Origin of the sequence: Mesorhizobium sp. M1396 (genome assembly GCF_040317725.1) — a bacterium.
In the GTDB taxonomy this organism is placed as follows: domain Bacteria; phylum Pseudomonadota; class Alphaproteobacteria; order Rhizobiales; family Rhizobiaceae; genus Mesorhizobium.
The window spans coordinates 1-12,324 of the sequence record NZ_JAMYLA010000093.1 but is presented as its reverse complement, the minus strand read 5'-3'; the positions used below and the strand labels follow the sequence as shown (position 1 = coordinate 12,324).

The 12,324-nt window shown below is 61.5% G+C and carries 24 protein-coding genes; all 24 read right to left on the bottom strand.

Annotated elements, in window-relative coordinates; all coding sequences use genetic code 11:
• Positions 1-84: 84 nt before the first annotated feature.
• Entirely contained in the window at positions 85-681 is a 597-nt protein-coding gene (locus NKH02_RS32960) for an adenylate kinase (RefSeq protein ID WP_352883932.1), read from the bottom strand.
• Positions 678-2,018 carry a preprotein translocase subunit SecY gene (secY, locus tag NKH02_RS32955; protein WP_352868307.1) on the bottom strand — a complete coding sequence of 447 codons (1,341 nt, stop codon included), beginning with the start codon at positions 2,016-2,018 and terminating at the stop codon, positions 678-680. The genes NKH02_RS32960 and secY overlap by 4 nt, the downstream gene beginning before the upstream one ends.
• Before the next feature lie 195 nt (positions 2,019-2,213).
• Complete coding sequence (gene rplO, locus NKH02_RS32950) at positions 2,214-2,687, bottom strand: 50S ribosomal protein L15 (RefSeq protein WP_027028844.1); 474 nt, start codon at positions 2,685-2,687, stop codon at positions 2,214-2,216.
• Positions 2,688-2,709: 22 nt separating this feature from the next.
• Entirely contained in the window at positions 2,710-2,907 is a 198-nt protein-coding gene (gene rpmD, locus NKH02_RS32945) for a 50S ribosomal protein L30 (protein ID WP_006205449.1), read from the bottom strand.
• A gap of 24 nt (positions 2,908-2,931) precedes the next feature.
• A complete protein-coding gene (gene rpsE, locus NKH02_RS32940; protein WP_352883931.1) occupies positions 2,932-3,495 on the bottom strand; it encodes a 30S ribosomal protein S5 in 564 nt (187 codons plus the stop codon).
• A gap of 131 nt (positions 3,496-3,626) precedes the next feature.
• The gene (gene rplR, locus NKH02_RS32935; protein ID WP_352633700.1) at positions 3,627-3,986 is read right to left on the bottom strand and encodes a 50S ribosomal protein L18; all 360 of its coding nucleotides are present in this window, start codon (positions 3,984-3,986) and stop codon (positions 3,627-3,629) included.
• Between the two features lie 193 nt (positions 3,987-4,179).
• Positions 4,180-4,713 carry a 50S ribosomal protein L6 gene (gene rplF / locus NKH02_RS32930; protein ID WP_352883929.1) on the bottom strand — a complete coding sequence of 178 codons (534 nt, stop codon included), beginning with the start codon at positions 4,711-4,713 and terminating at the stop codon, positions 4,180-4,182.
• An 89-nt stretch (positions 4,714-4,802) separates the two neighbouring features.
• Positions 4,803-5,201, bottom strand: a complete 399-nt coding sequence (rpsH, locus tag NKH02_RS32925) for a 30S ribosomal protein S8 (RefSeq protein WP_013531431.1) — start codon at positions 5,199-5,201, stop codon at positions 4,803-4,805.
• Between the two features lie 12 nt (positions 5,202-5,213).
• Positions 5,214-5,519, bottom strand: coding sequence for a 30S ribosomal protein S14 (gene rpsN / locus NKH02_RS32920; protein ID WP_013895695.1), 306 nt, complete (start codon positions 5,517-5,519; stop codon positions 5,214-5,216).
• Positions 5,520-5,546: 27 nt separating this feature from the next.
• Complete coding sequence (gene rplE / locus NKH02_RS32915; RefSeq protein ID WP_013531429.1) at positions 5,547-6,146, bottom strand: 50S ribosomal protein L5; 600 nt, start codon at positions 6,144-6,146, stop codon at positions 5,547-5,549.
• Positions 6,139-6,453: a 50S ribosomal protein L24 gene (rplX, locus tag NKH02_RS32910; RefSeq protein ID WP_013531428.1), complete on the bottom strand. Its 315-nt coding sequence runs from the start codon at positions 6,451-6,453 to the stop codon at positions 6,139-6,141. The genes rplE and rplX overlap by 8 nt, the downstream gene beginning before the upstream one ends.
• Positions 6,454-6,465: 12 nt before the next feature.
• Positions 6,466-6,834, bottom strand: a complete 369-nt coding sequence (rplN, locus tag NKH02_RS32905; protein WP_006205457.1) for a 50S ribosomal protein L14 — start codon at positions 6,832-6,834, stop codon at positions 6,466-6,468.
• A gap of 83 nt (positions 6,835-6,917) precedes the next feature.
• Positions 6,918-7,157, bottom strand: coding sequence for a 30S ribosomal protein S17 (gene rpsQ, locus NKH02_RS32900; RefSeq protein WP_010909280.1), 240 nt, complete (start codon positions 7,155-7,157; stop codon positions 6,918-6,920).
• Between the two features lie 11 nt (positions 7,158-7,168).
• A complete protein-coding gene (rpmC, locus tag NKH02_RS32895) occupies positions 7,169-7,369 on the bottom strand; it encodes a 50S ribosomal protein L29 (RefSeq protein ID WP_006205459.1) in 201 nt (66 codons plus the stop codon).
• Positions 7,370-7,382: 13 nt separating this feature from the next.
• Positions 7,383-7,796, bottom strand: a complete 414-nt coding sequence (gene rplP, locus NKH02_RS32890; RefSeq protein WP_352868298.1) for a 50S ribosomal protein L16 — start codon at positions 7,794-7,796, stop codon at positions 7,383-7,385.
• 27 nt (positions 7,797-7,823) lie between these two features.
• The gene (gene rpsC, locus NKH02_RS32885; RefSeq protein WP_023672753.1) at positions 7,824-8,549 is read right to left on the bottom strand and encodes a 30S ribosomal protein S3; all 726 of its coding nucleotides are present in this window, start codon (positions 8,547-8,549) and stop codon (positions 7,824-7,826) included.
• Complete coding sequence (gene rplV / locus NKH02_RS32880; RefSeq protein WP_006205462.1) at positions 8,549-8,938, bottom strand: 50S ribosomal protein L22; 390 nt, start codon at positions 8,936-8,938, stop codon at positions 8,549-8,551. Before rplV ends, rpsC begins: the two co-directional genes overlap by 1 nt.
• A 2-nt stretch (positions 8,939-8,940) precedes the next feature.
• On the bottom strand, positions 8,941-9,219 hold the full coding sequence (rpsS, locus tag NKH02_RS32875) for a 30S ribosomal protein S19 (RefSeq protein WP_006205463.1): 279 nt from the start codon (positions 9,217-9,219) through the stop codon (positions 8,941-8,943).
• Positions 9,220-9,235: 16 nt separating this feature from the next.
• Positions 9,236-10,069, bottom strand: a complete 834-nt coding sequence (rplB, locus tag NKH02_RS32870; protein WP_027026960.1) for a 50S ribosomal protein L2 — start codon at positions 10,067-10,069, stop codon at positions 9,236-9,238.
• Between the two features lie 22 nt (positions 10,070-10,091).
• Entirely contained in the window at positions 10,092-10,385 is a 294-nt protein-coding gene (locus tag NKH02_RS32865; protein ID WP_023757976.1) for a 50S ribosomal protein L23, read from the bottom strand.
• Positions 10,382-11,002, bottom strand: coding sequence for a 50S ribosomal protein L4 (rplD, locus tag NKH02_RS32860; protein ID WP_023757977.1), 621 nt, complete (start codon positions 11,000-11,002; stop codon positions 10,382-10,384). Before rplD ends, NKH02_RS32865 begins: the two co-directional genes overlap by 4 nt.
• A complete protein-coding gene (gene rplC, locus NKH02_RS32855) occupies positions 11,002-11,724 on the bottom strand; it encodes a 50S ribosomal protein L3 (RefSeq protein WP_023757978.1) in 723 nt (240 codons plus the stop codon). Before rplC ends, rplD begins: the two co-directional genes overlap by 1 nt.
• A 61-nt stretch (positions 11,725-11,785) precedes the next feature.
• Positions 11,786-12,094 (bottom strand): 30S ribosomal protein S10, encoded by a 309-nt coding sequence (rpsJ, locus tag NKH02_RS32850; RefSeq protein WP_010909272.1) that lies wholly within the window; start codon positions 12,092-12,094, stop codon positions 11,786-11,788.
• A 69-nt stretch (positions 12,095-12,163) separates the two neighbouring features.
• Positions 12,164-12,324: EF-Tu C-terminal domain-related protein (locus NKH02_RS32845; RefSeq protein WP_023829993.1), on the bottom strand; the 161-nt coding region annotated here is incomplete at its 5' end.

The window sequence follows — 12,324 nt, the reverse complement described above, 5'->3', positions numbered from 1 at the left end:
CGATTGAAACGAAAAGTGGCGGCCTGGGACGACGAATTCCTCGTAAGCGTCATCTCACGATAATTAACTCACCCGATTCCCCTGTTAATTCCCCCGCGCTGCGTCCTTGAGCACCGCTTCGATCTGCCCCGTCACCGCATCGATATCGGCCATGCCGTCGACGCTCCGGAGCTTGCCCTTGGCATAGTAGTAGCCAATCAGCGGCGACGTCTTCTTGTAGTACTCTCGCAGACGCTCCTCGAACACCGACGGATTGTCATCCTTGCGAACAGGCAGACCGGCGGCCTGCGCCTCGTCGGCGCGCTTGACGATTCGGCCGATCAGCGCCTTGTCGTCGACGACAAGCTCAATGACGGCATCGAGGCCCTGGGAGCGATCCGAAAGCATCTGCTCGACCGCGTCCGCCTGCACCAGGGTCCGCGGATATCCGTCGAGGATGAACCCATTGGCGCAGTCCGCCTGATCGATACGCTCGGCGACGATCGCGTTGACGATGGCGTCGGACACCAGCTCACCGGCATCCATCACCGCCTTGGCGCGCTTGCCGACTTCGGTGCCAGCCTGGACGGCAGCACGCAGCATGTCGCCCGTCGAGAGCTGGGGTATGCCGTGTTTTTCTACCAGTCTTTGTGCTTGTGTCCCCTTGCCCGCTCCTGGCGGCCCAAGCAATATCAACCTCATCTGGCTTTCTTCCCCCCGCGCAGCTTCGACTTCTTGATCAGGCCTTCATACTGGTGCGCAATCAGGTGACCCTGAATCTGCGCAACCGTATCGAGCGTGACACTGACCACGATCAGAAGCGATGTGCCACCAAGGTAGAATGGTACGCCAGTCGCCGAGATCAGGAACTCCGGCAGCAGGCACACCAGCACCAGGTAGATGGCGCCGACGACGGTGATGCGGGTGAGAACGTAGTCGATATAATCGGCGGTGCGCTCGCCCGGACGATAGCCCGGGATGAAGCCGGAATGCTTCTTGAGCTGGTCGGCGGTGTCCTTCGGGTTGAAGACAATCGCTGTGTAGAAGAAGGCGAAGAACACGATCATCGCCGCGTAGAACGCCATGTAGAGCGGCTGGCCGTGGCCAAGCGAGGCCAGAACCGTGCTTGCCCAGGCCGGCATATTGGTCGTCTGCGAGAAGCCGGCGACGGTGGCCGGCAGCAGCAGCAGCGACGAGGCGAAGATCGGCGGAATGACGCCCGACGTGTTGAGCTTCAGCGGCAAATGCGAGGTATCGCCCTGGAACATGCGGTTGCCGACCTGGCGCTTCGGATACTGGATCAGCAAGCGGCGCTGGGCGCGCTCGAAGAACACGATCAAGGCGATGACGACGATGGCGAGCACGATGATCGCCAGGATCAGGCCGGTCGACAGGGCGCCGGTGCGGCCAAGCTCAAGCGTGCCTGAGATGGCATGCGGCAGGCCGGCGACGATGCCGGAGAAGATGATCAGCGAAATGCCGTTACCGATGCCGCGAGCGGTGATCTGCTCGCCGAGCCACATCAGGAACATCGTGCCGCCGACCAGCGTGACGACGGTCGAGATGCGGAAGAACATGCCGGGGTCGCTGACGATGCCGTTGCCGTTCTCCAGGCCCACCGAAATGCCATAGGCCTGAACCAGCGCAAGCAGCACCGTGCCGTAGCGCGTGTATTGGTTGATGACCTTGCGGCCCTGTTCGCCTTCCTTCTTCAGCGATTCCAGCGAAGGGATGACCGAGGTCATCAGCTGCATGATGATGGAGGCGGAGATGTAAGGCATGATGCCGAGCGCAAAGATCGCCATGCGCTGTACGGCGCCGCCGGCGAACATGTTGAACATGCCCAGCACGCCCTTGCTCTGCGAGGAGAAGGCCTGGGCGAAGGCTTCGGGATTGATGCCGGGAAGCGGAATATAGGTGCCGAGGCGATAGACCAGCAGCGCGCCGATCGTGAACCAGATGCGTTTCTTCAGATCCTCCGCCTTGGCGAAGGCCGAGAAATTCAGATTCGAGGCTAATTGTTCTGCAGCCGAAGCCATGCCTGATTCTCCGCTTGGTAACGCTTGATGGCCCTTGAGGTCAGGCGGTGCGTTTCACCGAAGCTCACGAGATAAGCTCCGGGCTCTAAACATGCAAGCGGCCGCGTCGACGCGGCCGCCTAAATTGCGCAGATCAAAGCGCAATCATGAGCAAAAAATGGATCCCACTCTTGCCGATCGCGCTTCAAATTGCCGTTACTCGGCAGCTGCCTTTTCCGGCAGTTTGACCGAGCCGCCAGCCTTCTCGATCTTCTCGATCGCGGCCTTGGAGGCGCCGGCAACGTCAAAGGCGAGCTTCGCCTTGATCTCGCCGTCCGAGAGGATGCGCACGCCGTCCTTGACGCGGCGGATAACGCCGGCGGCAACCAGCGATTCAGCCGTCACGGTCGCCTTGGCGTCGAGCTTCTTGGCGTCGATGGCCACCTGGATGCGGGCCAGCGACACGACGGTGAAGCTCTTGGCGAAGATGTTGTTGAAGCCACGCTTCGGCAGGCGCCGGTAGAGCGGCATCTGGCCACCCTCGAAGCCGTTGATGGCGACGCCGGAGCGCGCCTTCTGGCCCTTGACGCCGCGACCGCCGGTCTTGCCCGAGCCGGAGCCGATACCACGGCCGAGACGCTTCTTGGAGTGCGTCGCGCCGTCCTTGTCACGCAGATCGTTGAGTTTCATCTGAGTTCTCCTGCGCTCTGGCTCAGCCCTCGTCCACGACGCGGACGAGATGCTGGACGGCAGCGATCATGCCGCGCACGGAGGGCGTATCTTCCAGCGTGCGCTGCTTGTGCATCTTGTTGAGGCCGAGGCCGACCAGCGTCGCGCGCTGTTCCTTCGGACGACGGATCGGCGAACCGATCTGCTCAACGGTGATGGTCTTGGTTGCTTTCTTGGCCATGGTCAAAATCCCTGGTCAGATCGACTATTCTTCAGCCGCAACGGCGGTGCCGCGGCGGGCCTGAAGGGTCGAATACTTGATGCCGCGAGCAGCAGCCACATCCTTGGGATGCATCTGGCTCTTCAGCGCGTCGAAAGTGGCGCGAACCATGTTGTAGGGGTTCGACGACCCCATCGACTTGGCGACCACGTCATGCATGCCGAGCGTCTCGAAGACAGCGCGCATCGGGCCACCGGCGATGATGCCGGTACCTTGCTTGGCAGCGCGCAGCAGCACGCGTCCGGCACCCCAGCGTCCTTCGACGTCGTGATGCAGCGTACGGCCCGAGCGCAGCGGCACGAAGATCATGTCGCGCTTGGCCGATTCAGTTGCCTTGCGGATGGCTTCCGGCACTTCGCGCGCCTTGCCGTGACCAAAGCCGACGCGGCCCTTCTGGTCGCCGACGACGACGAGTGCCGCAAAACCGAAGCGACGGCCGCCCTTGACGACCTTGGCGACGCGGTTGATGTGGACGAGCTTGTCCACCATGCCGTCGTCACGTTCGTCACGATCGCGGCCGCGGCCGCCATCCCTACGTTCCTGTGCCATATCCTGTTCCTTGTTTTTTTCCGGAAGCACGGTTGCTGATAAGATCCGGCGCCTCTGTGGGTCACCGGGGGCGAAATCATTCCCTTCGCATAATCTTTATCCGAAAAGTCTGCAACTTTTCGGGACCATGCTTAGAAGCTCAAGCCACCTTCACGGGCAGCCTCGGCCAGCGCCTTGACGCGGCCGTGATAGATGTAGGCGCCGCGGTCGAAGACGACTTCCTTGACGCCGGCCTTGGTGGCGCGCTCGGCGATCAGCTTGCCGATCGCGGCGGCGGCGGCCGTGTCGGCGCCGGTCTTGAGCGAACCCTTGAAGTCCTTCTCAAGCGTCGAAGCGGCAGCGATGGTGTGGCCCTTGGCGTCGTCAATGACCTGCACGTAGATGTTCTTCGACGTGCGGTGGACCGACAGCCGCGGACGCTCGCCGGCGACCTTCTTGATCTGGCGGCGGACGCGCTGCGCACGGCGCTGCGTGGATTCCTTGGTACCCATGATGGTCTTCCTTGCCTTCAAAAAACGGGGGCCGCCATATGCGGTAGGCGAAAGCGCCTCCCGCGACCGCTCCCCGCGGCGTTGATTTGCAGTGAATGGTGAATGGAAAAATGGTGAACGGTAGAAGCGGAGTGCCACCTGGCCCCTGCTCTATCCTACTGCCATTTCACCATTCACCATTCACCATTCACGACTACTTCTTCTTGCCTTCCTTGCGGACGATCTTCTCACCAGCATAGCGGACGCCCTTGCCCTTGTAGGGCTCGGGGCCACGATACTCGCGGATCTCGGCCGCAACCTGGCCGACCTGCTGCTTGTCGATGCCGGCCACGGTGATTTCAGTCGGCTTCGGCACGGTGATGGTGATGCCCTGCGGCGTCTCGTAGACGACGTCATGGCTGAAGCCAAGTGCCAGCTGCAGGTTCTTGCCCTGAAGTGCCGCGCGATAGCCGACGCCGGTGATCTCGAGCTTCTTCTCGAAACCGTCCTTGACGCCCTGCAGGATGTTGACGATCTGCGTGCGCGACATGCCCCATTTGGAGCGGGCGGTCTTGGTCTGGTCGCGCGGCTGGACAGCAATCTCGCTGCCTTCCATCTTGACCAGCACTTCGTCGTTCACCACGAACTTCAGCTCACCCTTGGGGCCCTTCGCCGTCACGATCTGGCCGTTGACGGTCGCGGTCACGCCCTGCGGCAGCGAAACGGGTTTCTTACCAATACGAGACATTTTGTTGTCCTCGTCACTTCTCTTGTTTCAGGTCTCTGTCTTCGGGAACGATCCGAAGACCGGATTCCACTTTGCGGTCAGCTGCCAGATCAGAAGATCTGGCAGAGGATTTCACCGCCGACGTTCTGTTCACGTGCTTCGTGGTCGGCCATCACGCCCTTCGGTGTCGAAAGGATGGCGATGCCGAGGCCGTTGGCGACCTGCGGAATCGACTTGGCCGAAACATAGACGCGGCGGCCTGGCTTCGAGACGCGTGCGATTTCGCGCACGACCGGCGCGCCGTCGAAATACTTCAGCTCGATCTCGATTTCGGACTTGCCGTTGTCGAAGTCGGTCTGGCTGTAATCGCGGATATAGCCTTCAGCCTTCAGCACGTCGAGGACGCGGGTGCGCAGACGCGAGGCCGGCGTCGAAACGCTCGACTTCTTGCGGCCATACGCGTTGCGGATGCGGGTCAGCATATCGCCGAGAGGATCGCTCAATGACATGTTATGTCCTCCTTACCAGCTCGACTTGACCAGGCCCGGGATCTGGCCGTTGTTGCCGAGATCACGAAGCGCGATGCGCGATACTTTGAGCTTGCGATAGTAGGCACGCGGACGGCCGGTGACTTCGCAGCGGTTGCGGATGCGGATCTTGGCCGAGTTGCGCGGCATGGCGGCAAGCTTGAGCTGAGCGCGGAAGCGCTCTTCCATCGGCTTGGACTGATCCATGATGATCGCCTTGAGCGCAGCGCGCTTGGGACCGTACTGGTCGGCAAGCTTGCGGCGCCTGTTGTTCTTCTCGACTGAGCTGGTCTTTGCCATTTCAGATTTTTCCTTTTCTCGCTGCCGTTACTGGCGGAAGGGGAAGTTGAAGGCCTTGAGCAATGCCCTGGCTTCGTCGTCCGTCTTCGCAGTCGTACAAACGATGACGTCCATGCCCCAGATCTGATCAACCTTGTCGTAGTTGATCTCCGGGAACACGATGTGTTCCTTGATGCCCATGGCGTAGTTGCCACGGCCATCGAAGCTCTTCGGATTCAGTCCGCGGAAGTCGCGGACGCGCGGCAGTGCGATGTTCACGAGGCGGTCGAGGAACTCGTACATGCGTTCCTTGCGCAACGTGACCTTGGCGCCGATCGGCATCTTCTCGCGGACCTTGAAGCCGGCGATCGAGTTGCGAGCGCGGGTGACGACGGCCTTCTGGCCGGCGATCATCGCCAGGTCTTCGGCCGCGATCGAAGGCTTCTTCGAATCGGCGGTCGCTTCGCCAACGCCCATGTTCAGCACGATCTTGTCGATGCGCGGAACCTGCATCTCGTTGTCGTAGCCGAACTGTTCCTGCAGCGCCTTGCGGATGGTCTCGTTGTAGACCTGCTTGAGGCGCGGCGTGTTCTGGGCCTTGGACTGTTTGCTTTCAGCCTTGGGCTTCGTGGTTTGAGCCTTAGCCATTGATGACTTCTCCCGAGCGCTTGGCGACGCGCACCTTCTTGCCGTCCTTCTGGAAGATGAAACCGACGCGAGTCGGCTTGCCATCCTTGGGGTCGGCCAGCGCGATGTTCGACAGCTGGATCGGCGCTTCCTTGGTGATGATCCCGCCCTCTTGGGACTGGGACTGCTTCTGGTGACGACGGATCATGTTGACGCCGCGCACCAGCGCGGTGTCTTCCTTCGGCTGTACCGAGAGGACTTCGCCCGAACGGCCCTTGTCCTTGCCGGCCAGCACGACGACCTTGTCGCCTTTTCTAATCTTTTGCATTGGTCCGGCTCCTTACAGCACTTCAGGCGCGAGCGAGATGATCTTCATGTGGTTCTTGGCGCGGAGTTCGCGCGGAACCGGTCCGAAGATACGCGTGCCGATCGGCTCTTTCTTGTTGTCGACGAGAACGGCCGCGTTCTTGTCGAAACGGATCACGCTGCCGTCCGGGCGGCGGATGTCCTTGGCCGTGCGAACCACGACCGCCTTCATCACATCGCCCTTCTTCACGCGGCCGCGCGGGATGGCTTCCTTGATCGACACCACGATGATGTCGCCCACGGAAGCGTATTTCCGCTTCGAGCCGCCCAGCACCTTGATGCACATGACACGACGGGCACCGGAATTATCCGCGACGTCGAGGTTTGTTTGCATCTGAATCATGACTGGCCGCCTTCTTCTTTTCTAACGGGATGGGCTCAAAGCCCCTCCCCGGTCTGTCCAAAATTCGTTGTTTACGCCCGAGGTCAGGCTTGGTCCGAAGACACGACGATCCAGCGCTTATCCTTGGAAATCGGCTTCGATTCCTGGATGAACACCTGATCGCCAACCTTGTGGGCGTTGTTCTCGTCGTGCGCCTTGTACTTCTTGGTCATGCGCACGGTCTTCTTCATCACGGGATGCGTGAAGCGCCGTTCGACCTTGACGACAACCGTCTTCTCGTTCTTGTCGCTGACGACGGTGCCCTGCAGAATGCGCTTTGGCATGGTTTTCGTCCTTAAGCCTTCTTAGCCGCGGACTTTTCCGCAGCGATGGTCTTGATACGCGCAATGTCCTTACGGACCTGTCTCACGCGCGCGGTCTTTTCAAGCTGGCCAGTGGCCTTCTGGAAGCGCAGGTTGAACTGCTCCTTCTTCAGGCTGGCTAGGTCGTCGGTCAGCTGGTCCTGGGTCTTGGTCCGGATGTCTTCGGCTTTCATGATCAGCCCGTCCTTATTCTGCGATGCGCTGCACGAAGCGCGTCTTGACCGAGAGCTTGGCCGCGCCGAGACGCAGTGCCTCACGGGCGATTTCTTCATTGACGCCGTCGATCTCGAACATGATGCGGCCCGGCTTGACGCGCGCCGCCCAGTAATCGACCGCGCCCTTGCCCTTGCCCATGCGGACTTCGGTCGGCTTCGAAGTGACCGGCACGTCCGGGAAAATACGGATCCAGACGCGACCAGCGCGCTTCATTTCACGCGTGATCGCGCGGCGGGCCGCCTCGATTTCACGCGCGGTAACGCGGTTCGGCTCAAGCGCCTTCAGCCCGAAACCACCGAAATCCAGATTGGTGCCGCCCTTTGCGGTTCCATGGATACGGCCCTTGAACTGCTTGCGGAACTTTGTGCGCTTTGGCTGCAGCATCGTTCTAACTCCAAATTCCTAAATGTCTCAGGCGTTTTCGCGACGACGACCGCGTTCGCGATCACCACCACCGCCATGCGCAGCGTCACCCTCGGTCGCACGACGCTCCGAAGCCATCGGGTCGTGCTCAAGGATCTCGCCCTTGAACACCCAGACCTTGACGCCGCAGATGCCATAAGCGGTGTGCGCCTCGGCAGTGCCGTAGTCGACGTCAGCACGAAGCGTATGCAGCGGCACGCGGCCTTCGCGATACCATTCCATGCGCGCAATCTCGGCGCCGCCGAGACGGCCGGCACAGTTGATGCGAATGCCTTCGGCACCGAGGCGCATGGCCGACTGAACGGCACGCTTCATGGCGCGGCGGAACGCGATACGACGCTCGAGCTGCTGGGCAATCGACTGGGCGACCAGGGTCGCGTCGATTTCCGGCTTGCGCACTTCAACGATGTTGAGGTGCGTCTCGGACTTCGTCATCTCCATCAGCTTCTTGCGAAGCTTCTCGATGTCGGCGCCCTTCTTGCCGATGATCAGACCCGGGCGCGCGGCATGGATGGTGACGCGGCACTTCTTGTGCGGACGCTCGATCACGACCTTCGAGATGGCAGCCTGCTTGAGCTCCTTCTCGAGATACTTGCGGATCTTGATGTCCTCATGCAGCAGCTTGCCGTACTCGCCGGTGTTCGCGAACCAGCGCGAATCCCAGGTGCGGTTGATGCCGAGGCGAAGACCGATCGGATTGACTTTCTGGCCCATTATGCGGCCTCCCCTTTTTCTTCGACTTCACGAACGACGATCGTGAGGTGCGAGAACGGCTTCTCGATACGGCTGGCGCGACCACGGCCACGGGCATGGAACCGCTTCATGACGATCGACTTGCCGACATAGGCTTCCGCCACGATCAGTGCATCGACATCCAGGTCGTGGTTGTTTTCCGCGTTGGCGATTGCCGATTCCAGCGTCTTCTTGACCGTGCCGGAAATCCGTTTGGCCGAGAATTCGAGATCGGAAAGCGCTGTCGCGACCTTCTTGCCGCGGATCAGCGCGGCAACCAGGTTCAGCTTCTGCGGGCTGATACGGATCGTGCGCAACACGGCACGCGCTTCGTTATCAGCAAGCCTGCGCGGAGCTTTGGCCTTGCCCATGATTATTTCCTCTTCGCCTTCTTATCCGCGCCGTGACCGTAATAGGTCCGGGTCGGAGCGAATTCACCGAACTTGTGACCGACCATGTCCTCGTTCACCGAGACGGGAACATGCTTCTGGCCGTTGTAGACACCGAAGGTGAAGCCGACGAACTGCGGCAGGATGGTGGAGCGACGGCTCCACATCTTGATCACCTCATTGCGACCACCTTCACGAACCTTGTCCACCTTCTTGAGAAGGTAGCCGTCAATGAAGGGGCCTTTCCAAATCGAACGAGTCACTTGGCGTTACCTCTTCTTAGCTCTTGCGCTGATGGCGCGAGCGCAGGATGAACTTGTCGGTCGCCTTGTTGGACCGCGTCTTCTTGCCCTTGGTCGGCTTGCCCCAAGGCGAAACCGGATGGCGGCCACCCGATGTGCGGCCTTCGCCGCCGCCGTGCGGATGGTCGACCGGGTTCATGGTCACGCCGCGATTGTGCGGACGCTTGCCACGCCAGACCGTGCGACCGGCCTTGCCGTCATTGATGTTACCATGATCCGGATTGGACACGGCGCCGACAGTGGCCATGCAGGAGCCGTGAACGACACGCTGCTCGCCCGAGTTGAGGCGCAGGATCGCCATGCCCTGGTCACGACCGACCAGCTGGCCATAACCACCCGCCGAACGCGCGACCTGAGCGCCCTTACCCGGCTTCAGCTCGATGTTGTGGACGATGGTGCCGACCGGCATCGAAGCCAGCGGCATCGCATTGCCCGGCTTCACGTCGACCGCTTCGCCGGACACGATCTTGTCGCCGGGAGCCAGACGCTGCGGAGCGATGATGTAGGACAGCTCGCCATCGTCATACTTGATCAGCGCGATGAAGGCGGTGCGGTTCGGATCGTATTCGATGCGCTCGACCGTGCCGACGACGTCGAACTTACGGCGCTTGAAGTCGATGATGCGGTACGAACGCTTGTGACCACCGCCGATGAAGCGGGCGGTGATGCGGCCGTGGTTGTTGCGGCCGCCCGACTTGGTCAGGCCTTCGGTCAGACCCTTGACGGGCTTGCCCTTGTAGAGGCCCGAGCGGTCGACGATAACCAGCTGACGGGTGCTGGGCGTTACCGGGTTGAATTTTTTCAGTGCCATGTTTCTGTCCTCGCGGCCTTGCTCAGAGACCCGTCGCGACGTCGATCGACTGGCCATCTGCCAGCGTCACAATCGCCTTCTTGACGTCGCTCTGGCGGCCAACCGTGCCACGGAAGCGCTTGATCTTGCCCTTGCGGACAAGCGTGTTCACGGCCATCACCTTGACGCCGAACAGCGCTTCGACGGCGGCCTTGATTTCCGGCTTCGACGCCTTCTTGGCGACGTTGAAGACGACCTGGTTCTGCTCGGAGGCCATGGTCGACTTTTCAGTGATCGCCGGCGAGACGATCACGTCGTAGTGACGAAGGTCGGTCATTTAAAGCGCTCCTCGAGAGCCTCGACGGCGGCCTTCGAAAGGACCAGCGTGCCGCGGCGCAGAATGTCGTAGACGTTGATGCCCTGGATGGGCAGCACGTCGATGTTGGGGATGTTCGTCGCCGCCAGCTTGAAATTCTTGTCAAGCTCGGCACCGCCGATCAGCAGGGCGTTGGTCAGGCCCAGCGTCGCGAAATTCGCGATCAGTGCCTTCGTCTTGGCCTCGGTCAGCTTCAGCTCGTCGATGATGATGATCGACGCGCTCTTGGCCTTGGCCGAGAGAGCATGCTTGAGGCCGAGAGCGCGAACCTTCTTCGGCAGTTCGTGCTCGTGGCTGCGAACGACCGGGCCGTGGGCCTTGCCGCCGCCGCGGAACTGCGGAGCGCGTGCCGAATGGTGGCGGGCGCGGCCCGTACCCTTCTGCTTGTACATCTTGGCGCCGGTGCGCGCGATCTCGGCGCGGCCCTTGGCCTTGTGCGTGCCCTGCTGCTTCTTGGCGAGCTGCCAGCGCACGACGCGCTGCAGGATGTCCTCGCGCGGATCAAGGCCGAAAATCTCCTCGGAGAGTTTCACCTTGCCGGCGTCCTTGCCGCCAAGCGTTGTGATCTTGAGATCCATTATTCCGCTCCCTCTGTGGCCGGAGCCTCGTTCTTAGCAGCTGCCGCAACGGCGCGGATCGCGGCGGGCTTCGGCGCATTGGCCGGCAGTGCCACCTTGGCCGCGTCGCGGACCAGGATCCAGGCGCCCTTCGATCCGGGAACCGCACCGCGGATCAGGATAAGGCCGCGGTCGGCGTCGGTCGAGACGATCTCGACATTCTGCGTGGTGACGCGGGTGTCGCCCATGTGGCCAGCCATATGCTTGCCCTTGAACACCTTGCCCGGGTCCTGGCGCTGGCCGGTCGAACCGTGCGTACGGTGCGAGACCGAGTTACCGTGCGTCGCACGGCCACCGCCCATGTGGTGGCGCTTGATGACGCCCTGGAAACCCTTGCCGATCGTCGTGCCCGTAACATCGACCTTCTGGCCGGCGACGAAGTGCTCGACGGTGATCTCGGCGCCGACATCGATCATGTTGTCGGCGGAGACGCGGAATTCGGCGACCTTCGCCTTCGGCTCGACGGAAGCGGTCGCGAAATGGCCGCGCATCGCCTTCGACGTGTTCTTCACCTTGGCGAGGCCAACGCCGAGCTGAACGGCGGTGTAGCCATTCTTCTCTTGCGTGCGCTGGGCCACGACCTGGCAGTTCTCCATCTGGAGAACGGTGACGGGAACATGTTCCCCGGCATCGTTGTAGATGCGGGTCATTCCCACCTTCTTTGCAATCACACCTGAACGCATCGGTTCAATTCCTTTAGAGTTCCGGGCCAGGGGCACCGCCCCTTACCGCGCTCTCATTCCCTTAGAGCTTGATCTCGACGTCGACGCCGGCGGCCAGATCGAGCTTCATCAAAGCATCGACCGTCTGCGGGGTCGGATCGACGATGTCGAGCAGACGCTTATGCGTGCGCATCTCGAACTGCTCGCGGCTCTTCTTGTCGACGTGAGGCGACCGGTTGACCGTGAACTTTTCGATCCGCGTCGGCAGCGGAATGGGGCCGCGGACGTTGGCACCGGTGCGCTTTGCCGTCGACACGATTTCCTTCGTCGACGCGTCGAGCACGCGGTGGTCAAACGCCTTCAGGCGGATGCGGATATTCTGTCCGTTCATGCGTCACTTCCTTGTTCTGGCGCGGCGCGGGCAACTTCCGCGCCCGCGACAGATCGGTTTAAGTCCAAATTACTCTTTGATGGTGACGACGATGCCGGCACCGACGGTGCGGCCGCCTTCACGGATGGCGAAGCGCAGCTTCTCTTCCATGGCGATCGGCACGATCAGCTCGACATCGACCGTGATGTTGTCGCCCGGCATCACCATCTCGGTGCCTTCCGGCAGCGACA

Coding starts and splice junctions, on each gene's coding strand:
- rplO (WP_027028844.1), bottom strand. CDS start 2,687: ATGAAACTCAACGATCTGCGTGACAAGGACGGCGCGACGCACTCCAAG.
- rpmD (WP_006205449.1), bottom strand. CDS start 2,907: ATGGCCAAGAAAGCAACCAAGACCATCACCGTTGAGCAGATCGGTTCG.
- rplR (WP_352633700.1), bottom strand. CDS start 3,986: ATGGGTACCAAGGAATCCACGCAGCGCCGTGCGCAGCGCGTCCGCCGC.
- rplD (WP_023757977.1), bottom strand. CDS start 11,002: ATGGATCTCAAGATCACAACGCTTGGCGGCAAGGACGCCGGCAAGGTG.
- rpsC (WP_023672753.1), bottom strand. CDS start 8,549: ATGGGCCAGAAAGTCAATCCGATCGGTCTTCGCCTCGGCATCAACCGC.
- rplN (WP_006205457.1), bottom strand. CDS start 6,834: ATGATTCAGATGCAAACAAACCTCGACGTCGCGGATAATTCCGGTGCC.
- rpmC (WP_006205459.1), bottom strand. CDS start 7,369: ATGAAAGCCGAAGACATCCGGACCAAGACCCAGGACCAGCTGACCGAC.
- NKH02_RS32865 (WP_023757976.1), bottom strand. CDS start 10,385: ATGACCGACCTTCGTCACTACGACGTGATCGTCTCGCCGGCGATCACT.
- rpsE (WP_352883931.1), bottom strand. CDS start 3,495: ATGGCACAGGAACGTAGGGATGGCGGCCGCGGCCGCGATCGTGACGAA.
- rplP (WP_352868298.1), bottom strand. CDS start 7,796: ATGCTGCAGCCAAAGCGCACAAAGTTCCGCAAGCAGTTCAAGGGCCGT.
- rplF (WP_352883929.1), bottom strand. CDS start 4,713: ATGTCTCGTATTGGTAAGAAACCCGTTTCGCTGCCGCAGGGCGTGACC.
- rplE (WP_013531429.1), bottom strand. CDS start 6,146: ATGGCTAAGGCTCAAACCACGAAGCCCAAGGCTGAAAGCAAACAGTCC.
- rplX (WP_013531428.1), bottom strand. CDS start 6,453: ATGCAAAAGATTAGAAAAGGCGACAAGGTCGTCGTGCTGGCCGGCAAG.
- rpsQ (WP_010909280.1), bottom strand. CDS start 7,157: ATGCCAAAGCGCATTCTGCAGGGCACCGTCGTCAGCGACAAGAACGAG.
- NKH02_RS32960 (WP_352883932.1), bottom strand. CDS start 681: ATGAGGTTGATATTGCTTGGGCCGCCAGGAGCGGGCAAGGGGACACAA.
- secY (WP_352868307.1), bottom strand. CDS start 2,018: ATGGCTTCGGCTGCAGAACAATTAGCCTCGAATCTGAATTTCTCGGCC.
- rpsJ (WP_010909272.1), bottom strand. CDS start 12,094: ATGAACGGACAGAATATCCGCATCCGCCTGAAGGCGTTTGACCACCGC.
- rpsH (WP_013531431.1), bottom strand. CDS start 5,201: ATGTCATTGAGCGATCCTCTCGGCGATATGCTGACCCGCATCCGCAAC.
- rpsN (WP_013895695.1), bottom strand. CDS start 5,519: ATGGCAAAGACCAGCTCAGTCGAGAAGAACAACAGGCGCCGCAAGCTT.
- rplC (WP_023757978.1), bottom strand. CDS start 11,724: ATGCGTTCAGGTGTGATTGCAAAGAAGGTGGGAATGACCCGCATCTAC.
- rplV (WP_006205462.1), bottom strand. CDS start 8,938: ATGGGCAAGGCCAAAGCTCCGCGCAGGCTTGCTGATAACGAAGCGCGT.
- rplB (WP_027026960.1), bottom strand. CDS start 10,069: ATGGCACTGAAAAAATTCAACCCGGTAACGCCCAGCACCCGTCAGCTG.